Here is a 19664-nt window from a genome sequence, read left to right as displayed (position 1 = left end):
TCCCGACGCACGGGCCGGCTCAGCCGTCGGACTCCGCCGAGGGCAGGTAGGCACCCGGCACGTCGTTCGGCGCGAAGACCTTCCGGTCGCCGGGGTAGGGCGTGGTCCAGTCGTGCGTCTGGTACCAGGTGTAGCGGTTCATCTGCTCGGCGTTGGCGTAGTCCGGCACGGCGTGCGGGCCGGTCAGCCGCTGGTGCGAGGCCCAGGTCCGCCACTGCGCCGCGAGCCCCTGCCGGGCCTTCGGCACCGCGGCGGAGGTCGGCGCGGGCGCCGCGTCGGTGTCCTGGGCGGCCGGGGTGTCGGTGCCGCAGGAGGGCGCGGGGCTCACGCCGAGGGTGAGCGAGGTGCGGTTGGGGACCGCGGTGAACGGGGTGGTGTCCGCCTTCTTCGTGAACGCCCCGTACATCGGGGTGGCCGCGCTGTCCTTCTGGTTCATCGGGTGGATCCCGAGGATCTGCTCGATGGTGCGGATCATCGTGATCTGCGTGTAGTAGTGGCTGTCGACGGTGCCGCGCTGGGCGTAGGGGCTGATGACCTGGACCGGGGCGCGGTGGCCGTCGACGTGGTCGAGGCCGTTCTGGGAGTCGTCCTCGACGACGAAGATCGCGGAGTCCTTCCAGTACCGGCTGTGGGAGATCTCGTCGACCATGCGGCCCACCGCGAGGTCGTTGTCGGCGACCGCGGCGGAGGCGTTGGCGGGGCCGCCGGTGTGGTCGTTGGAGAACCAGAACATGTTCAGGTTCGCGGGGCCGTTCTTCTCGAAGTCCTGCTTCCAGACCTGCTCCTTGTAGACGTCCGGGACGTCCAGGTCGAACATCGGGAAGCCCTGCACGGACACCTTGTTGAGCGAGGGGATCGCCGAGCCGGTCCGGATCGGGTACTGGGTCCGCGCCCCGGTCGCGGCCATGGTCCTGGAGTCGCAGTACAGGTTCTGCCAGGTGGCGCCGGCCGGCTTGGACTCGGTGGACTGGAACTCGCCGAAGTCCTTGACCGACCGGCCGGCGGACTGCGCGCCGGTCCAGATGAACCCGGACTTCTGGTGGCCCAGGACGTCGTTCTCGGTGTCGTAACTGCGCGTGTACTCACCGGCGGAGGACTCGGTGTACTCCGGGTTGTCCGACTGCATCAGCCAGTTGTGGCCCTCGGCGGAGTTGGTGCCGATGTCGTAGAAGTTGTCGTAGAGGCCGAACTGCTGGGCGAGGGCGTGCTGGTTGGGCGTGACGTTGGCGCCGAAGGTGGTGAGCGCGGGGTCGCCGTCGCCCTGCGGGAGGTCGCCGAGGACCTGGTCGTAGGTGCGGTTCTCCTTGACGAGCAGGAAGACGTGCTTGATCGTCGAGGGGTCGCCGAGGCGAGCGGGAACCGGCACGGGTTGGGCGTGGCCGCCGCCCTTGGCCGTGGTGACCGAGCCGGGCGTCCAGCCGTTCTGCCGGAAGACCTCGGCCGTCCGGGACCTGATCACGCGGTCGCTCGGCAGCGTGAACTCGGTGAGGCTCGACGTGGTGTCGTGGGTGCCGTGTCCGGAGGCGGTGGTGGGGCGGCGGGCGTCGATGCCCCGGGTGTTGGAGACGACGACCTTCCCGCCGACGGTGGTGATCTCGGCGGGGAAGTAGTCGGTCGGGAGCAGGCCGACGTAACTCGCCGGTTCCTGTGCGGACTTGTAGCGGTACACGGCGACGGCGTTCGCGCGGCCCAGCGTCACCAGCAGGTGGCCGTCGTCGGTGAGGGTGACCGCGTCGGGCTCGTAGCCGACCTTCGCCTCGGGCCAGGGCTGGGTGGCGATGGTCTGGACGACCTCGTCCTTGCGGGTGTCGATGACCGAGACGGTGTTGTCGGCGGTGTCGGTGACGAACACCGTGCCCTTCTTCGCGTACACGGCGGTCGGGTGCAGACCCACGTCGACGGTCCGGACGGCCGTGTCCGCGCGGGTGTCGATGACGCTGACCGTGCCGGTGGTGGAGGCACCGGTGTCGGGGTTCGCGGGCACCTGGGTGCCGTACGAGTTCATGGTGGTCTCGCCGGGCCTGGCCGGGCGGCCGCCCTCGTTGCTGACGTACAGCTTGCCGTCGACCAGGGCTATCCCGCGCGGGGCGATGCCGACGGCCCAGCTCCGCCGGAGGGCGCCGGTGGTGGCGTCGAGGGCGACGACCCGGTTCTGGCCGTTGACCGCGGCGTACACGGTGGAGCCGTCGGCCGAGAACACCGCCCCGCCGACGAGAGCCTGCTGGGTGCCGACGGCCGGGACGGGGACGGCCGTCGGGTCGGCGAGGGTGCCGTCCGCCCTGACGGTGAACCGGGTGTAGCCACCGGCCTGCCCCAGCCAGAGCTGCTTGCCGTCGGGCGAGTAGGCGGGGCCCTCCTGGCCGACCGCGGCGCTGCCGATGCGCAGGTCGTCCGCCGCGTTGGCGCCGATCTTCTGCTTCACCCGCCCGGTCGCCAGATCCATGATCACGAGCGCGGCGTCGCCGTCGGTGACCGCGGCCGCGAGGTGGGTGCCGTCCGGACTGACCGCCGACGACATGATCTTGCCGTCGGTGATGACGGTCCGGTTGCCGTACGGCTTGAGGAACTGGTCGCTGGAGATGACCTCGCCCCTGGCGGTGTTCTCCGCGACCCGCCGGGTGCCGAACTGGTGGGTGGCGGCGACCGCGGTGCCGGTGACGCCGAGGGCGACGGCGATACCGGCCGCCACCAGCGTGCTCCGGCGGCTGAGGCGGACGGCTCTCGCGGCGCCGCGGCGCTGCCGAGTTACCTGCATGGGACTATCCCTTCGAAGTGGTGTCCAGCAGCTCGACGTTGCCGTCGAACTGCCACAGCGGGTTGGGGGCGTCCCCGGTGGGGGTCCGCACCAGGAAGTAGCCGTTCACTTCCTTCGGGCCGTCGCCGTCGGCGACGAACCGCCCGTCCGATCCGACGTCGAGCTGGTACACGGCCGTCCCGGTCACCGGCACGCCGGGCAGGTGCCAGGTCACGACGCACCGCCAGTCGTTGCCGGCCCCCTGCTGGGCGGCCCGGCCGTCGCTCTTGGTGCACGCCGCCGAGGCCCTGAGCTGCGCCTCGGTGACGGCGGGGCGGTGCAGTTGCCCGGTCTGCACGCGGTAGAGGTGGGCGAAGGCCGTGGCGAGGGACCGCTGGACCTTGGTCTGGGTGATGCCCGTCGAGTCGGTCGTGACGGTGATCAGCGCGATGCTGAGGGCGGTCAGCCCGGCCAGCGGCAGCACGCCCACGGTGAACGCGCGGCGCCCGCCCCCGTCGTGCGCGAGCTGGGTGAAGTCCCGCCGCAGGAAGAGGACTTGGGCGAGTGCGGTGGCGAGCACGGCCCACGCGAGGCTGACCGCGACGCCGGTCAGGAGCGGGGCGAGCTGGACCGGGTGGGTGAACAGGCCGTTCCAGGAGACGAAGGCGTAGCCGGGCAGGGCGAGGCGTACGGCCACGGGCAGCGGCAGCATCTGGGCGACCTGCATGCCGAGCGCGACCAGCGCCGGCAGCAGCAGCCCGGTCGGCGACCGGCCGAGGGCCACCGACCCGAGCAGGCCGATCGCGGCGAGGGCCAGGGTGGGCGCGAGGGCCGCGACCCAGGCCAGCAGGACCCGCACGGCGGCGTCGGACGGGGCCAGCAGACGGCCGTCGAGGCCGACGAGCGGCCGGTTGCCGACGGCCGCGAGCCCGCCGACCGTCGCGGAACAGGCCAGGCCGGCCACGAGCAGCAGGATCACGGTGACGCTGGCCAGCACCTTCGCGGCGAAGATCCGGCGCGGTGAGCGGACCGCGATCAGCAGGTGCCGCCAGGTGCCGAGCCGGTCCTCGACGGCGAACACGTCACCGGCGACCACCGAGGTCAGCAGCGGCAGCGCCCAGGTGCCCGCGAAACCGAGGATCACCAGCGGTCCGGCCCAGCCGGTGGCGTGCATCCAGCGGCCGAAGAGGGTGTCGGAGGGCAGCGTGCTCTGCTGCGCCACCCCGGCGACGAACAGCCCCGGCGCGATCCAGCAGGCGAGGACGAGGAGGCGCACCCGCCACTGGGCGACGAGCTTGACGAGTTCGAAGCGGTAGCCGCGCGAGAGGGGGACCGGGCGGGCGGGGGCGGGGGCCGCGGTGACGGTGTCGGTGGTGGTCGTCATCGGCTCGGGCCCCCGTCCTCGGTCAGGGCCAGGAACGCGGCCTCCAGGGGCGAGACCACGGGGGCGAGTTCACGCACCGCGACACCCGCCGTCACGAGCCGCGCCACCAGGTCGTCGAGGGCGGGGACCGGCGCGCGCACGACGAGCGGTCCGGCGTCCTGCGCTGTGCCGCCGCCGTCGTCGACGACCCGGACCCCGTCCGTGCCGTCGGCCAGCCGGCGCGCGGCCCGCGGGTCGGACGTCCGTACCCGGTAGTCGAGTTCACGGCTCTCGGCGGCCAGCTTGCCGAGCGGGCCCGAGAACACGACCCGGCCCACGGCGAGGATGGTGACCTCGGAGCACATCGCCTCCAGGTCGTCCATCCGGTGGCTGGAGACGACGACGCTCGTGCCGTCCGCGGCGAGCCGGTTCAGCACGCCGTGCACATGCCGTTTCCCGGCCGGGTCGAGGCCGTTGGACGGTTCGTCGAGGACCAGCAGCCGCGGCCGGGTCAGCAACGCGGCGGCGAGCCCGAGCCGCTGGCGCATGCCGAGGGAGAAACCGCGCGCCTTGTCGTCGGCGACGTCGGTGAGCCCGACCTGGTCGAGCACCTCGTCGACACCGGCGGTACGCGCGTCCCGGCCGCGGAGTCCGGCCAGCGCGGCCAGGTTCTGCCGGGCGGTGAGCGAGGGGTACGGACCGGGCCCGTCCACGAACCCGGCGACCCCGTCGGGTGCGGTGAACGCCCGCCCGACCGGCGTCCCCAGGATCTCCAGGGTGCCCGCGTCGGCGACGGCGAGACCCAGCAACAGCCCGAGCAGGGTGGTCTTCCCGGCCCCGTTCGGCCCGACCAGGCCGTGGATCCGACCGTGCGTCACCTCGAGGTCGACGCCGTCGAGCGCCACGACGTCACCGAAGCACTTGGTGATCCCGCGGGCCCGGACTGCGTGGAGTGTGTCCATGGGTCCCCTTCTTCCGAAGTCCGCAGGGACCCTAGGGACGCCACACACCCCCGCCACGGACGGCCGGCTGAACGCCCGTGGAACGAACCGTCAAGGCATGGCCAAGCAGGGCGGTCGAAGAGCCGGTGTTGGGCAGGACTTGGGACGCGCTTGGGGAAACTTCCCGGAAGGGGCCGGCTAACCGGCGTGCAGCATCAGTCCGATGCCCACCACGAGGAGTCCGGCCGCCGCGATCCTCGGCGCCCCGAACCGCTCCTTGAAGAACACCGCGCCGATGGCCGCGCCCACGATGATCGAGGACTCGCGCAGCGCGGCGACCGGAGCGAGCTCCGCCCTGGTCTGGGCCCACAGGACGAGCCCGTACGCGGCCACGGACAGGGCGGCGCCGAGGAGCCCGACCGCGGCGAACGGCCGCAGCACGGCGGCCAGTCCACCCCGGAACCGGTAGAGGGCGTACGCCGGGATCACCACGCCCTGCACCGCCATCAGCCAGGCGATGTACCCGAGGGAGGAGCCGGAGGCGCGCACGCCGAGCCCGTCGACGACGGTGTACGCGGCGATGGTCAGCCCGGTCGCCAACGCCGCCCCGATCGCCGCCCAGTCGGGCCGGCGGCCGCGCAGCCCCCACAGCGCGACCCCGGTGAGTCCCGCGCAGGACAGGGCGATTCCGGCGGCCGCCCATCCGTCGGGCACCTCGTGCGCGAACAGGGCGGCGAGCACGGTCACCACGAGGGGCGCGGTGCCGCGCGCGATCGGGTAGGCCTGCCCGAAGTCCCCGAGCCGGAAGGACTTCATCAGCAGCGCGTAGTAGGCGATGTGGATGCCGGACGAGGCGAGCAGGTACGGCCAGGCCGCCGCCGCCGGGACCGCCGTGAACGGGATCACCGCCAGCCCGATGAGCATCCCGCCGCCCGAGATCAGCGTGAACCCGACCAGCTTGTCGGTGACCTGGTGCGCGATGGCGTTCCAACTGGCGTGCGTGACGGCGGCGAGCAGCACGGCCGCCGTGACGAGCGGCGTCACGCCGGGCGCTCGCGGACGTCCACGAGGGTGGCGCCCGCGTGGGCCACCAGGTCCTTGGGCGCGATGGGGAACACGGCGTGCGGATCGCCGGCGGCGGCCCACACCAGGTCGTGGTCGAGCAGCGACCGGTCGGCCAGCACCCGGGTCCGCGTCCGGTGCCCGAAGGGCGGCACGCCCCCGATGGCATAGCCGGTGGTCTCCCGTACGACGTCGGCCCGGGCCCGGGTGACCTTGTCGACGCCCAGTTCCCGCCGGACCAGTTCGACGTCGACCCGGGAGGCCCCGTCCATGAGGACCAGGACCGGCACCCCGTCCGCAGCGAAGATCAGCGACTTGCAGATCTGGCTGAGCTCGCAGCCGACGGCGGCGGCGGCCTCGGCGGCGGTACGGGTGGCGTCCGGGAACCGGCGGATCTGCTCGTTCAGTTCGTCGAGTCCCAGCTCCCGCAGGGCCTCGGCGAAACGGGGGTGGGCGGCGTCGGCGGTCGTCATGCCCGCCACGCTAGCGGTGGGTGTACGGGCCACGCGACCCGGTTTGCGGGGCCGTTCGCCGTCCCGTCGGGCAGGATGCCGCCATGACCCCGACTCCCGTCATACGCCCCTACGGCCCCCGGGACCGCGACGCCCTCGACGAGATCTGCGTCCGCACCGCGCACGAGGGCCGGGACAGCCGGCCGCACTACACCGATCCCGGTGTCTTCCCCGCGGCCTTCGCGGCGCCGTACGCCCATCTCGAACCGGACCTCGCCTTCGTCCTGGACGACGGGACGGGCGCGGCCGTCGGCTATGTCGTGGGGACCGCCGACACACCTCGGTTCGTCGCGGAGTACCGCGAGCGGTGGCTGCCCCTCGTGGCCGACCGTTATCCGGAGCCCAGCGGCCCGCCGCGCACCCCGGACGAGGAGATCGTCGCGCTGCTGCACCGCCCGGAGCGGATGGTCGTGCCCGAAGTCGCCGACTACCCGGCCCACTTGCACATCGACCTGCTGCCGGCGTGGCAGGGGCGCGGGTACGGGCGGGCGCTCATGACGACCCTGTTCCGCGCGCTGCACGAGCGGGGCGTGGCCGCCGTGCACCTGTGCATGGTCACCGCCAACAGGCCCGCCCGTGCCTTCTACGACCGTCTCGGCTTCCACGAGATCGCCGTACCGGACGCCGGGCCGGTCACGTATCTCGGCCGGTCCACGGCAACGGAGAGCCGGTGAGGGGGATCCCCCGCACCGGCTCGTCCTGCTCACCCGCCGGGTGTCAGACGCGGACCAGTTCGCGGTCCTCGTCGGGGTCGACGTCCTTCCGGTCGTGGGCGCGCAGGCCCTCGCCCTCGACGTCGACGTTGGGCAGCGCGCGGTCCAGCCACCTCGGCAGCCACCAGGCGCGGCGGCCGAGCAGGGCGAGGACCGCGGGGACGATCGCCATGCGGACGACGAACGCGTCGAAGAAGACGGCGATCGCGAGGCCGAAGCCGATCATCTTGATCATCGACTCGCCGGAGCTGATGAAGCCTCCGAAGACGGCCATCATGATGACCGCGGCGGCGACCACGACCCGGGCGCTGTGCCTGAACCCGGTCACGACGGCCTGGCTCGGGGACTCGCCGTGGACGTACGCCTCGCGCATGCGGGTCACGAGGAAGACCTCGTAGTCCATCGCGAGCCCGAAGACCACGCCGACCATGAAGATCGGCATCATCGACATGATCGGGCCGGTCTCCTCGACGCCGAGCAGCCCGCCGAGCCAGCCCCACTGGAAGACCGCGACCACGGCACCGAGCGCGGCGAGCACCGACAGCAGGAAGCCGAGGGCCGCTTTCAGCGGGACGAGGATCGAGCGGAAGACCACGATCAGGAGGAGGAAGGCGAGGCCGACCACCAGCGCCAGGTACGGGACGAGGGCGTCCGAGAGCTTCTGCGAGAAGTCGATGTTCATCGCGGTGGTGCCGGTGACCAGGACGTCCGCGTCGGCCTTGGACGCGACGTCGTCACGGATGGCGTGCACCAGGTCCTCGGTCTCGGCGGAGGACGGCTTGGAGTCCGGGATGACGGTGACGGTCGCGGTGTCGCCGGCCTTGTTGAAGGTGGCTGGGGTGACCGTGACGACGTCCTCCAGCCCCTTGATGCCGTCGGTCACGGCGGCGGCCGCGGCCTTCGGGTCGGCGCTGTCCTTGGCGTCGACCACGATCATCAGGGGCCCGTTGAAGCCGGGTCCGAAGCCCTCCGAGAGGAGGTCGTAGGCGCGGCGCTGGGTCGTGGACGTCGACTGCGAGCCGTCGTCGGGCAGGCCCAGTTCCAACTGGCTGACCGGGAGGGCGACGGCGCCGAGGCCGAGCACGCCGAGCAGCAGCACGGCGGCGGGGCGGCGGATGACGAAGCTCGCCCAGCGGGTGCCGAGGTTGGGCTTCACCGGCTGCCCGGATGTCGTGCCGCGCTTCTCGCCCGCCGGGCGGATCCTGCGGCCCGCGTACCCGAGCAGCGCCGGGATCATGGTCAGCGCGATGAGGACGGCGATCACGACGGTGCCGGCCGCGGCGAGGCCCATCTTGGTCAGCATCGGCACGTTGACGACCGCGAGCCCGGCAAGGGCGATGACGACGGTGAGGCCCGCGAAGACGACCGCGGATCCGGCGGTGCCGGTGGCCCGGCCGACCGCCTCCTCGCGGTCGCGGCCCTCGGCCAGCTCGGCGCGGTAGCGGGAGACGATGAACAGCGCGTAGTCGATGCCGACCGCGAGGCCGATCATCCCCGCGAGCGTGGAGGTGGTGTCGCCGAGGTCGAGCGCCTTGGCGAGGACGGTGATGGTGGAGACGCCGATCCCGACGCCGATGATCGCCGTCAGCAGCGGCAGCCCGGCCGCGACCAGGGAGCCCAGGGTGACGACCAGGACGACCGCGGCGATCGCGAGACCGATGACCTCCCCGATCGCTCCCGCCTCCGCCCCGGCCTGGAGCGCGTCACCGCCGACGTCGACGGTCAGCCCGCTGTCGCGGGCGTCGTCGGCGGCCTGCTCCAGGGCCTTGCGGGTCGCGTCCTTGAGCTCCATGGCGGGGGCGTCGTAGCGCACCGACGCGTAGGCGACCGTGCCGTCCCCGCTGACCGCGTTCGTGGTGAACGGGTCGGTGACGGAGACGACCTCGGAGCCGTCGCCCAGCTCCTTGACGGTCTTGGCGACGGTGGCCCGGTGGGCGGCGTCGGTCATCTTCTCGCCCTCGGGCGCCTTGAAGACCATGCGTCCGGTCGCGCCGTCGGCGCTGGCCCCGGGGAAGCGCTGCTCCAGCAGGTCGAATGCTTTCTGCGCCTCCGTTCCCGGGATGGAGAAGGAGGTCGATCCGGCGGCGGGCGCATTGACCGCGCCGACGCCGGCGAGCGTCAGCAGGGCCACCCACATGAGGGCGACGAAGTGCCGTCGCCGGAAGGCGAGCCGGCCGAGCCGGTAGAGGAAAGAGGCCACGAGGGCGAACTCCCGGTCAGGTCGTGGGGTCTTCAGGGCAGGGGTGATCAGCCCGACGACGTGAGCGGTTACGTCAGGTGGAGGGCTTGCTGGGGAGACTGGGGTGACTGGGGATCAGTCGGTCGCGACACCGAGGGCGGGGAGGACCACGGCGTCGATGTACGAAAGCAGAAAGCTCTGGGTCGGCGGCAGCTCGTCGATCATCGTGCGGGCCGCGAACCCGCCGAGCATCATGTGCATCATGAACTCGATCGCCGGGTTGTCGGGACGCACCTCGCCCCGGTCGACCGCACGCTGGACCAGTCCGCGGAACTCCGCCATCTCGGGTTCCACGAGGTGCTCGCGGAACGCCCTCAGCAGGTCCGGGTTGCCGTGGACCGCCATGGCCAGCCCCCGCATGAGCGCGGAGTTCTGCTCCATCGTGCAGTCGTCCGAGCGCATGGTGAGCGCGTGCAGGTCGCCCTTGAGCGACCCGGTGTCGATCTCGTCGAGACCGATACCGCCCGGCTTGCTGTGCCGCACCGCCCTCGCGACCAGTTCGGCCTTGCCGCCCCACTGGCGGTAGAGCGTGGCCTTGCTGGAGCGGGTGCGCGCGGCGACCGCGTCCATGGTCAGGGCGTCGTAACCGACCTCCCTGAGCAGTTCGAGCACGGCCTCGTACAGCTCGGCCTCGCGCTCGGGGGTGATGCGGCTGCGACGCGCGGCCGAGACCTCGGTCATGTCACTCACCCTTTCCGCTCCGGGACGTGGAACGACACTGTTTCGTACGACACGAATGTAGCGCATCCGCCAACGAAACGAAACGGTTTCGTTCGTGTTGTGGGTCACCCCGGAACACCGCACCCTGGCAGCGGCCGGTTTTTCACGAGTTGCTCCGGTCCATCCCCCGGAAAAGCATGGGGAGGTGAGCTATCTGCGCCTACCGCATCTGAGCGGCGACCTGTTGTGCTTCGTGGCCGAGGACGACCTCTGGCTGGCCCCCCTCGACGGCCCGGGCCGCGCCTGGCGCCTGACCGTCGACCGCACCAAGGTCGGCCATCCGCGCTTCTCGCCCGACGGCCGCCACATCGCCTACACGAGCTGGCGCAGCCTCGTGCCCGAGATCCACCTGTGCGAGACGGACGGCGGACCGGGCCGCCGGCTCACCTACTGGGGCTCCACGGACACCCAGGTCACCGGCTGGACCCCGACCGGCGACATCCTCGCCGTCGCCTCCCACGGCGAGCCCTTCTCCTACTTCACCTGGGCGTACAAGGTCCCCACCGACGGCTCCCCCGGCCACAAGCTCCCCTGGGGCCCGGTCTCCGACATCCAGGTCGCCGACGACCGCAGGACCCTCCTGCTGACGGGTACGCCCCCGCACGAACCGGCCGCCTGGAAGCGCTACCGGGGCGGCGCGACGGGCCGCCTCTGGCTGCACGGCGAACGCCTGCTGCCCGACCTCGGCGGCCACCTCCACTCCCCCATGTTCGTCGGCGACCGAATCGCCTTCCTCTCCGACCACGAGGGCGTCGGCAACCTGTACTCCTGCGCCCAGGACGGCTCCGACCTGCGCCGCCACACCGACCACGACGCCTTCTACGCCCGGCACGCCGCCGGCGACGGCACCCGGGTGGTGTACCAGTGCGGCGGCGACCTGTGGATCGTCGACGACCTCACCTGCGAGCCCCGCAGGCTCGACGTACGGCTGAGCGGGCCACGGGCCGGCCGCCGCCCCTACCAGGTGCCCGCCGCCCAGCACGTGGACGGCATCTCGGTCGACGAGACGGGCCGCGCGAGCGCGGTCGTGGTCCGCGGCAGCCTGTACTGGCTCACCCACCGGGACGGCCCGGCCCGCACCATCACCGACACCCCGGGCGTACGGGTCCGGCTCCCGGAGATGCTCGGCTCCGTCGGCCAGGTCGCCTACGTGACGGACGCGGAGGGCGAGGACGCCGTGGAGGTCGCCTACCTGCCCCGGGCGACCGGTGACCGCGAGCCCCGCCGGCTGGCCTCGGGCGAGCTGGGCCGGGTCCTGGAACTGGTCTCCGACCCGAGGGGCGAGCGGCTGGCCATCGCCGCGCACGACGGACGCCTGCTGCTCCTGGACGCGACGGAGGAATCCAACGGAGAGGTCACCGAGCTGATCCGCTCGGTCAACGGCCCGGTCCGCGACCTCGCCTTCTCCCCCGACGGCTCCTGGCTGACCTGGTCACACCCCGGCATCGGCCGCTCCCTGCGCCAGATCAAGATGGCCCGCATCAAGGACCGGCTGATCGTGGACGTCACCAACGGCCGCTTCGAGGACGAGAACCCGGTCTTCACCCGGGACGGCCGCTACCTCGCTTTCCTCTCCTGGCGGGGCTTCGACCCGGTGTACGACGTCCACACCGGGGACCTGTCCTTCCCGCTGGGCTGCCGCCCCTACCTGGTACCGCTGTCCTCGGCCACCCCCTCCCCCTTCGCCCTGAACCCGGAGGGCCGCCCGGCCGCCGGCGGTCTGGACCCCGTCGAGGACGAGAGCGGCGACGGCGGCGCGGTGACCGTCGAACTCGAAGGACTGGAGAGCCGGGTGACCCCCTTCCCGGTCCCCGCCTCCAAGTACTCGGCGCTGCACCCGGTCGCGGGCGGCGGCCTGGTCTGGCTGCGCTGGCCGATCTCGGGCGCCCTCGGCGAGACCTTCGTCAACCCGGACGACACCTCCGAGCGCCCCACCCTCGAACACTTCGGCATCAGCAAGGCGAAGAAGTCCGAACTGGTCGAGCACCTGGACTGGTTCGCGGTCAGCGGCGACGGCTCCCGGCTGGTCGTGGTGGACGAGGGCGACCTGCGCGCCACCCCCGCCACCGAGTCCGGCGACAGCGACTCGACCGTCTGGATCGACCTGCGCCGCATCCTCCATGAGGTCGACCCGGCGGCCGAGTGGCGTCAGTCGTACGAGGAGGCGGGCCGGCTGATCCGGTCCTACTTCTGGGATCCGGGGATGTGCGGCATCGACTGGGACGCGGTGCTCGACCAGTACCGCCCGCTGCTCGAACGCGTCGCCTCCCCCGACGAGTTCGCCGACCTGCTGCGCGAGGTCCTCGGCGAACTGGGCACCTCCCACGCCTACGTCACCGCCGCCCGCCGCAACGAGGGCCCTCCGCACTACCAGCGCCGCCAGGGCCTGCTGGGCGCCAACTTCGTCCTCCGGGACGGCGGTTGGACGGTCCGGCGGATCCTGCCCGGCGACTCCTCGGACTCCAAGGCCCGCTCCCCGCTGGCCGGCACGGGCATCCGCGAGGGCGCGGTCCTCACCCACGTGGACGGCCGCCCGGTCGACGCGGCCACCGGCCCGTACCCGCTGCTCGCGGCGGCGGGCGGCACGACGGTGGAGCTGACGTTCACCCCGGCGGAGGGCGAGGGCCGGGCCCGCCGGGTGGCCGTGGTCCCGCTGCTCGACGAACGCCCCCTGCGCTACCAGGACTGGGTGGCCAAACGCCGGGCCGTCGTCAGGGAGTTGAGCGGCGGCCGGTGCGGCTATCTGCACATCCCCGACATGGGCGGCTCGGGTTGGGCCCAGTTCAACCGGGACCTGCGCATGGAGGTCTCCCGGCCCGCCCTCATCGTCGACGTGCGCGGCAACGCGGGTGGCCACATCAGCGAGCTGGTGGTGGAGAAACTGACCCGCACGATCCTCGGCTGGGACCTGACGAGGAACGCCCAGCCGGTGTCGTACGCCTCGAACGCCCCGCGCGGACCGGTCGTCGCGCTCGCCGACGAGGCGACCTCCTCCGACGGCGACATGATCACGGCGGCCTTCAAACTCCTGGGACTGGGCCCGGTGGTGGGCCAGCGCACCTGGGGCGGAGTGGTCGGCATGACCGGGCGGCACCAGCTCGGCGACGGCACGGTGATCACGGTCCCGATGAACGCGGCCTGGTTCGACGCGTACGGCTGGTCCATCGAGAACCAGGGCGTCGCCCCCGACCTGGAGATCCTGCGCACCCCCCTGGACTGGGCGGAGGGCCGGCACGCCCAACTCGACGACGCGGTCACACTGGCGCTGGACCTCCTGGAAACCAACCCTCCTGCAGCACCGCCGGACTACCGGGACGTCCCGGACCGGTCGAGGCCGAAGTTGCCGCCCAGAAATTGAGAGGGGGCGCGGTTATCGCCTTGAGGGGCGCGGGGAACTGCGCGAGAACCCCCACCGGCCGGCAGTCGAACAACGACAAGTGTGGGGCGCCCTCCAACCAACAGAGGACACCCCACACTTCGAGCAGTGACTACATGTCGTAGTCGGGGTCCAGCCGCTCCTGCTCCTCACGCTGGAGCCGCTCGGACTCCTCGTCGCGCATCCGGTCGCGGTCGGGGCCCTGGCCCTGACCCTGACGACCGCGCTGGGCCTGCTCCCGGCCCTCCTGGGCCTTCTGCTTGGCCTGCTGCTGCCACTGCTCGGACTTGTCCTGGAACTGGTCCTTCATACCCATGTGGGTTCACTCCCGTGGGGGTGAGGGGAAGAGCCCCTGGCCGGGGCCTCGACCAGATTCACACGCCCGGACAAAGAACGCATTTCGATCAGTTACGGTGCGTAGCGCGTGCCTCCTCGTCCGCCGCCCCACCCGCACCGACGAGCCCGACCCTCATGCCCTCCAGCCGCTGCCCGAACCGCCGCATCTCGCGCTGCCCGACGGTCCCGATGAGCCCCGGCAGGTAGCCCCGCATGCCCTGCATCCCGCGCAGCCACCCCTGGCCGTACACATGGCTGGACCGCCGCTGGATCCCGGCCACGATCCGCTCGACGGCCGGCCCCAAGGGGTAGGTCTTGTTGGCCGGCCACGGCAGCCGCTGCCGCAACTCCCGCATGACGTCGTCCTGGTCGGCCCCGCGCACCATGTCGGTGTCGGTCCACGACAGGTAACCGACCCCGACCCGCACGCCCTTGTGCCCGACCTCGGCCCGCAGACTGTGCGCGAACGCCTCCACACCGGACTTGGACGCGCAGTACGCGGTCATCATCGGTGCCGGGGTGATCGCGGCGAGGGAGGCGATCTGGAGCAGATAGCCGCGGCTCTCCATCAGCACCGGCAGGAAGGCCCGCGCGGTGACGGCCGACCCGACGAGGTTGACCTCGATCACCCGCCGCCACGCCTGCGGGTCGGAGTCGACGAAGGGCCCGCCGGTGGCGACCCCGGCGTTGGCGACCACGATGTCGACCTTCCCGAACCGCTCCTTCACCTCCGCCGCCACCCGGGCCATCGCCTCGTGGTCGGTCACGTCGGCGTACCAGTGGTCGCTGTCGCCGTGCAGCCGCTCGGAGAGCTGCTTGAGCGCGTCCGGTTCGAGGCCGACCAGCGCGACCTTCGCCCCGCGTGCCGACAGCTTGCGGGCGAGCAGTTCGCCCACGCCCCGCGCCGCCCCCGTGACGACCGCGACCTGTCCTTCGAGTCCGACCCTGCTCATGCGCCCTCCTTGACCTGGACGTACGTGGTGACGAGCTCCCGGATCCGCGCGTTGACGGGCTCGGGAGCCTCGACCGGTGTCATGTGGCCGGCACCGGGCAGTTCGGTGACCCCGAGGCACTGGGGCAGCGCGGCGGCCAACTGGTGTGCGTGCACGGGCGGGGTGAGCCGGTCGGCCGTCCCCACCACGACGGCCGTCGGCACGGCGAGCTGCCGTACACCGTGGTCCAGGTCGAGCAGATCGAGGACCTGCGACCAGGCGTACCGCACCTTGCGCGGGCACGCGTGCACGATCCGCGCGCAGGCCTCCACCATGTGCGGGGCCGAACCGGGGCCCATCGTCCCGTACTTGAGGATCCGCAGGGCCAGCGGCGTGACCGGCCCGAGCGGCGCCCGCGCCCCGAGGACGTGCCGGGTCAGCCAGGTGCGCAGCCGCCCGGCCCGGATCGGTACGACGGTCGACTCGGCGACCAGCCGCGACGAACCGGTGCTGCACAGCAGGACGGCCGCCGCGTGCCTGCGGAACCCGGGGCGTTCCGCCGCCGCCATCACCGTCATCCCGCCCATGGAGTGACCGACGATCACGGCCTTCTCGTCCGCCTCGAGGGTCGCCTCCAGCACGGCTTCGAGGTCGTCGGCGAGCCCCTCCGCACTGCACGACGGGCTCGCCGGGCTGCGTCCGTGGCCGCGCTGGTCGTACGCGACGACCCGGTGGTCCACGGCGAGTTCACGGATCTGGGCGGCCCAGAAGGCGGTGGAACAGGTCCAGCCGTGGGCGAGCACGACCGGCGGCGCGCCCTCGGGACCGTGCACCTCCACGTGCAGGCGAGCGCCGTCGGCGGAGAACACGGTGAGTTCACGCGCCGGGGCGGGCGGGGCGTACGGCCCGGACACGACATGGGACGACCGGCTCATACGGCGGCCTCCGCACTCTCGTCCGCGACCGCGACGGCCTGCCCGGCGGGCCGCAGCACCTCGTACTCAGCGAGGTCCACCCGCCGGGTCGCCCGCCGGAACTCGGTCGTCGTGCCGGGCCAGATCGTGCTGTTGCGGCCGTTGGCGTCGAGGTACCAGCTCGTGCAGCCACCGGTGTTCCACACCGTGCGCTTCATGCGCTCCTGCACCCGGTGGTTCCAGGCCCGCACGGCGGAGGGGCGGGCGTCGAGGGCCGCGCGGCCGCCGAGGACGTCGAGCTGGCGCACGTAGTCGGCCAGGTAGTTGAGCTGGGACTCGATCATGAGGATCATCGAGGAGTTCCCGAGCCCGGTGTTGGGCCCGATGATGGTCATCCAGTTGGGGAACCCGGCGGCGGAGGCACCCCGCAGCGCCTCCATCCCGCCCTTCCAGGACTCGGCGAGGGTCCGCCCGTCCGCGCCGACGACCCGGTCCGCGATCGGCATGTCGGTGACGTGGAAGCCGGTGCCGAAGACGATCGCGTCGACCTGTGTTTCGGTGCCGTCGGCGGCGACGAGGGTCGACCCCTCGACACGGCTGAGCCCGCTCGCGACCACGTCCACGTTGGGCTGGGCGATCGCCGGGTAGTACGTGCTGCTCAGCAGGATCCGCTTGCAGCCGATGCGGTAGTCGGGGGTGAGCTTGGCGCGCAGCGCAGGGTCCTTGATGGCCCGGGCCATGTTGCGCTTGGCCAACTGCTCGACCGCGCCGAGTTCGTTGGGGTGCTTGGTGAACGCCTGGACCTGCAACTCCCTGATGCCCCACAGCAGTCCGCGCCGGACCTGGGTGGTGAAGGGGAGCTGCCGGTGCAGCCAGCGCTCGGCGCCGCTGATCGCCCGGTCCATGCGGGGCATCACCCAGGGCGGGGTGCGCTGGAAGAGCGTGACGTTCCGGGCCAGCGGCTGGATGGCCGGGACGATCTGGATGGCGGAGGCCCCGGTGCCCACCATGGCGACCCGCTTGCCGCGCAGGTCGTAGTCGTGGTCCCAGCGGGCGGAGTGGAAGACCTTGCCCGGGAAGGACTCCAGCCCCGGGATGTCGGGGATCTTCGGATCGGAGAGCGGCCCGGTGGCGGAGACCACGAGGTCGGCCGACAGGCTGCCACTGGCGGTCTCGATGTCCCACCGCAGTTGCTCGCTGTCCCAGGTCATCCGCTTGACCTCGGAGTTGAGACGGATGTGCGGGCGGAGCCGGAAGACGTCCGTCACATGCTCCAGATAGGCACGGATGTGCTCCTGCCCGGAGAAGGTGCGGGGCCAGTCCGGGTGGGGTGCGAAGGAGAACGAGTACAGATGGGACGGCACGTCACAGGCACATCCCGGATAGCTGTTGTCCCGCCACGTGCCACCCACACTGTCGGCCCGCTCCAGCACGACGAAGTCGGTGACTCCCTCGCGCCGCAGCCGTACGGCGGCCCCCAGTCCTCCGAACCCGGACCCGACCACCGCCACCCGCACATGCTCGTGTTCGGCCATGCCGATGCCTTCCCTGCCCGACTCTGCCAGTGAACACTGGCGCAATGGGAGCGTAGAGCAGCTCCGTACCGATGGGTAGGGGGCGCGGGAGGGAAAGTTACCGGCGGTACAACATAGGCTGCGGTCGTGACGGACAAGCGCGAATACCGCATGGAGGAACTGGCCCGCCTGGCCGGCATCACAGTGCGCACCCTGCGCTTCTACCGCGAACGCAAACTCATCCCGCCGCCGCGCCGCGAGGGCCGCATCGCCTGGTACGACGACCACCACCTGGCCCGCCTGCGCACGATCGCCGCCCTCCTGGAGCGCGGCCACACCCTCACCGGCATCGCGGAACTGGCGGAGGCCCTCGACCACGGCCGTGACGTCGCCGACGTCCTCGGGGTGGCACCGCCCACCGAGGAGGAACCGGTCCGCCTCACCCCCGAGGAACTCGCCGCCCGCTTCGAGGGCGAGGTCACCCCCGAGAACCTCGCCGCCGCCATGGAACTCGGCTACCTCGGCACCGACGGCGACGAGATCGTCCACATCAGCCGCCGCCTCCTGGACGTCTCCTCCGAACTGGTCCGCGAGGGCATCCCCCTGGGCGAGGTCCTGGCCGCCGGCAAACGCGTCCGCGAACACGTCGACGACCTGGCGGAGATGTTCGCCGACCTGATCCTGCGCCACGCCGCCGAACCCGACCTCCACCGCCTGCGCCCCCTGGCCCGAAGCGTGGTGGAAGCAGAACTCTCCCTGGCCCTGGACCGCCGCTTGCGCAAGCGGGACTAACACCTGACGAGTTCACTCGATCGGAGCACTTTGCGACCTACAGCAGACGTAACCCGGTTCGCACTCCGATAGTGAGATCGAAAAGGCCCCGGCGACTGTGCGACCAGTCCCGGGGTATGGCCGACACTCTCCAGGAGCGCCGACATGCCCCAGCGTAGTCCCCGACCAGGACCTCTCCCTTCCGGTCAACCCGTCAGGGCCCTCGCCGCCGTACGCCTCAGCCACCTCACCACCGCGACGACTTCGCCTGAGCGGCAGCGGTCCGTCATTCACGGTTGTGCTCAACGGCTCGGCCTGGCTCTCGTCGCCGAAGCGTCGGACCTCGGCGTATCCGCACGCGTGACATCACCGTTCGAACGGCCTTCTCTCTCTTCATGGCTGAGCCGACCTCACGAATACGAAGCAGTCGTATGGGCGCACGTGGATCGCGCGGTGCGTTCCGTGGCGCACATGACGGAGTTGGAGCCTGGGGACGGCAGCACAGCAGAACGCTCGTCTTCGGAATGCCGAAATCCGCTCCCCCTCTTGTTGTCACGCCCTGGGCTGACGGCTCCACGATCCAGCGATGCGTGAAACTGGCTCGCGACGCCGAACAGGAGTCCCGCACGATCTCGAACCGGCTCACGAGCAGCCACGAAGCACTGCGGGAAGCGGGGCGGTACGGGGGCGGGCTGGTCCCGTTCGGGTATCAGAGGGCGCCGCACCCCTCCGGCAGCGGCTGGTGCCTGACTCCCGACCTCGGCGCAGCTGAACTCATTCGCATGATCACGAAGAAGGTCCACGCCGGAGATTCACTGATCGCCATCGCCCGTGAGTTGAACGCATCCGAGGTGCCGGTGCCCCGCGACCGCCACGCCCAGATGCAAGGCCGCCCGATGGGCGGCCGTCGCCACGGACGGGATTTCGAACGCTTCCGCTGGACCTCAGGCACCCTCTCCAAGGTGTTGCGAAGCCCTTCCCTCATGGGCCATCGCACACACCGAGGCCAGACTGTGCGCAACACCTCGGGCACCCCTGTTCTCATCGGGCAGCCGCTGCTGTCCGATGAGGAGTACGAGGACCTGCAGAAAGCCCTCCTCGCGCGTTCCAACGGCACGCGCCGTCCGAGAAACCGGACCACCGCACTGCTCACCGGCATCGCGTACTGCACCGGCTGCGACGGCCGCATGTACTTCGCCGCCCGTAAGGGCTATCCCTATGGCGACTACGTCTGCCGCGCGACCGCACGGGGCGAGGACTGCCCGGCCGCCGCCGCAATGCGGTCGGACTGGCTCGAGGCATACGTGCTCGACGAGTACCGCCGGATGACGGGCGAGGACGACGCGTCCCGAGAGCGTCTCCTGCTCCAGAGCGTCCGCGTCACCGTCGCGAAGGGCCGCCCGGGAGGTGGCCCCGCACGCTACGCCGGACCGGATGTCTCCCGGTTGACATTCGCTCTCGGGCAGCGGAATTACGTGCGACAGACCGGCTGACGACTGGTCGGCGGCCCGGGTGAGGTGCTCCCACGCCATCCGGG

General features: G+C 71.7%; 16 protein-coding genes. 5 read left to right on the top strand and 11 right to left on the bottom strand.

What is annotated here, in order from left to right; translation table 11 throughout:
* Positions 1–19: 19 nt before the first annotated feature.
* The 5 genes from ACZ66S_RS31150 to ACZ66S_RS31130 all read right to left on the bottom strand — a co-directional run bounded on the left by ACZ66S_RS31150 (position 20) and on the right by ACZ66S_RS31130 (position 6573).
* Positions 20–2755: an alkaline phosphatase family protein gene (locus ACZ66S_RS31150; RefSeq protein WP_469904889.1), complete on the bottom strand. Its 2736-nt coding sequence runs from the start codon at positions 2753–2755 to the stop codon at positions 20–22.
* Between the two features lie 4 nt (positions 2756–2759).
* Positions 2760–4118, bottom strand: a complete 1359-nt coding sequence (locus ACZ66S_RS31145; protein WP_469904888.1) for an ABC transporter permease — start codon at positions 4116–4118, stop codon at positions 2760–2762.
* Complete coding sequence (locus ACZ66S_RS31140) at positions 4115–5059, bottom strand: ABC transporter ATP-binding protein (RefSeq protein ID WP_469904887.1); 945 nt, start codon at positions 5057–5059, stop codon at positions 4115–4117. The genes ACZ66S_RS31145 and ACZ66S_RS31140 overlap by 4 nt, the downstream gene beginning before the upstream one ends.
* Positions 5060–5236: 177 nt before the next feature.
* Positions 5237–6082, bottom strand: coding sequence for an EamA family transporter (locus ACZ66S_RS31135; protein WP_469904886.1), 846 nt, complete (start codon positions 6080–6082; stop codon positions 5237–5239).
* Complete coding sequence (locus ACZ66S_RS31130) at positions 6079–6573, bottom strand: YbaK/EbsC family protein (RefSeq protein WP_469904885.1); 495 nt, start codon at positions 6571–6573, stop codon at positions 6079–6081. Before ACZ66S_RS31130 ends, ACZ66S_RS31135 begins: the two co-directional genes overlap by 4 nt.
* Before the next feature lie 83 nt (positions 6574–6656).
* Here ACZ66S_RS31130 and ACZ66S_RS31125 point away from each other — a divergent pair, with 83 nt between their 5' ends.
* Complete coding sequence (locus ACZ66S_RS31125) at positions 6657–7286, top strand: GNAT family N-acetyltransferase (protein WP_469904884.1); 630 nt, start codon at positions 6657–6659, stop codon at positions 7284–7286.
* Positions 7287–7329: 43 nt separating this feature from the next.
* Here the strand turns inward: ACZ66S_RS31125 and ACZ66S_RS31120 are convergent, their stop codons facing one another.
* Both ACZ66S_RS31120 and ACZ66S_RS31115 read right to left on the bottom strand, forming a co-directional pair.
* Positions 7330–9525, bottom strand: a complete 2196-nt coding sequence (locus ACZ66S_RS31120; RefSeq protein WP_469904883.1) for an MMPL family transporter — start codon at positions 9523–9525, stop codon at positions 7330–7332.
* A gap of 114 nt (positions 9526–9639) precedes the next feature.
* Entirely contained in the window at positions 9640–10245 is a 606-nt protein-coding gene (locus ACZ66S_RS31115; protein WP_469904882.1) for a TetR/AcrR family transcriptional regulator, read from the bottom strand.
* A gap of 184 nt (positions 10246–10429) precedes the next feature.
* Here ACZ66S_RS31115 and ACZ66S_RS31110 point away from each other — a divergent pair, with 184 nt between their 5' ends.
* On the top strand, positions 10430–13642 hold the full coding sequence (locus ACZ66S_RS31110; protein WP_469904881.1) for a S41 family peptidase: 3213 nt from the start codon (positions 10430–10432) through the stop codon (positions 13640–13642).
* 130 nt (positions 13643–13772) lie between these two features.
* Here ACZ66S_RS31110 and ACZ66S_RS31105 read toward each other — a convergent pair whose 3' ends face one another.
* The 4 genes from ACZ66S_RS31105 to ACZ66S_RS31090 form a co-directional block, all read right to left on the bottom strand.
* A complete protein-coding gene (locus ACZ66S_RS31105) occupies positions 13773–13976 on the bottom strand; it encodes a hypothetical protein (protein ID WP_469904880.1) in 204 nt (67 codons plus the stop codon).
* A gap of 88 nt (positions 13977–14064) precedes the next feature.
* A complete protein-coding gene (locus ACZ66S_RS31100) occupies positions 14065–14949 on the bottom strand; it encodes an SDR family oxidoreductase (protein ID WP_469904879.1) in 885 nt (294 codons plus the stop codon).
* A complete protein-coding gene (locus ACZ66S_RS31095) occupies positions 14946–15863 on the bottom strand; it encodes an alpha/beta fold hydrolase (RefSeq protein WP_469904878.1) in 918 nt (305 codons plus the stop codon). The genes ACZ66S_RS31100 and ACZ66S_RS31095 overlap by 4 nt, the downstream gene beginning before the upstream one ends.
* A complete protein-coding gene (locus ACZ66S_RS31090; protein WP_469904877.1) occupies positions 15860–17377 on the bottom strand; it encodes a flavin-containing monooxygenase in 1518 nt (505 codons plus the stop codon). Before ACZ66S_RS31090 ends, ACZ66S_RS31095 begins: the two co-directional genes overlap by 4 nt.
* A gap of 126 nt (positions 17378–17503) precedes the next feature.
* On the opposite strand from ACZ66S_RS31090, the gene ACZ66S_RS31085 reads away from it, so the two are divergent.
* From ACZ66S_RS31085 to ACZ66S_RS31075, 3 genes are all read left to right on the top strand, one after another.
* Entirely contained in the window at positions 17504–18148 is a 645-nt protein-coding gene (locus ACZ66S_RS31085) for a MerR family transcriptional regulator (protein ID WP_469904876.1), read from the top strand.
* Between the two features lie 144 nt (positions 18149–18292).
* Positions 18293–18721: a recombinase family protein gene (locus ACZ66S_RS31080; RefSeq protein ID WP_469904875.1), complete on the top strand. Its 429-nt coding sequence runs from the start codon at positions 18293–18295 to the stop codon at positions 18719–18721.
* Positions 18718–19620, top strand: coding sequence for a recombinase family protein (locus ACZ66S_RS31075; protein ID WP_469904874.1), 903 nt, complete (start codon positions 18718–18720; stop codon positions 19618–19620). The genes ACZ66S_RS31080 and ACZ66S_RS31075 overlap by 4 nt, the downstream gene beginning before the upstream one ends.
* Positions 19621–19664: the final 44 nt, after the last annotated feature.

It is taken from the genome of Streptomyces sp. NPDC107471, assembly GCF_055582845.1.
The sequence above is the reverse complement of the archived record's forward strand: the minus strand, read 5'-3'. Positions and strand labels throughout refer to the sequence as shown.

Coding starts and splice junctions, on each gene's coding strand:
- ACZ66S_RS31090 (WP_469904877.1), bottom strand. CDS start 17,377: ATGGCCGAACACGAGCATGTGCGGGTGGCGGTGGTCGGGTCCGGGTTC.
- ACZ66S_RS31145 (WP_469904888.1), bottom strand. CDS start 4,118: ATGACGACCACCACCGACACCGTCACCGCGGCCCCCGCCCCCGCCCGC.
- ACZ66S_RS31115 (WP_469904882.1), bottom strand. CDS start 10,245: ATGACCGAGGTCTCGGCCGCGCGTCGCAGCCGCATCACCCCCGAGCGC.
- ACZ66S_RS31080 (WP_469904875.1), top strand. CDS start 18,293: ATGCCCCAGCGTAGTCCCCGACCAGGACCTCTCCCTTCCGGTCAACCC.
- ACZ66S_RS31095 (WP_469904878.1), bottom strand. CDS start 15,863: ATGAGCCGGTCGTCCCATGTCGTGTCCGGGCCGTACGCCCCGCCCGCC.
- ACZ66S_RS31100 (WP_469904879.1), bottom strand. CDS start 14,949: ATGAGCAGGGTCGGACTCGAAGGACAGGTCGCGGTCGTCACGGGGGCG.
- ACZ66S_RS31150 (WP_469904889.1), bottom strand. CDS start 2,755: ATGCAGGTAACTCGGCAGCGCCGCGGCGCCGCGAGAGCCGTCCGCCTC.
- ACZ66S_RS31125 (WP_469904884.1), top strand. CDS start 6,657: ATGACCCCGACTCCCGTCATACGCCCCTACGGCCCCCGGGACCGCGAC.
- ACZ66S_RS31140 (WP_469904887.1), bottom strand. CDS start 5,059: ATGGACACACTCCACGCAGTCCGGGCCCGCGGGATCACCAAGTGCTTC.
- ACZ66S_RS31130 (WP_469904885.1), bottom strand. CDS start 6,573: ATGACGACCGCCGACGCCGCCCACCCCCGTTTCGCCGAGGCCCTGCGG.
- ACZ66S_RS31105 (WP_469904880.1), bottom strand. CDS start 13,976: ATGGGTATGAAGGACCAGTTCCAGGACAAGTCCGAGCAGTGGCAGCAG.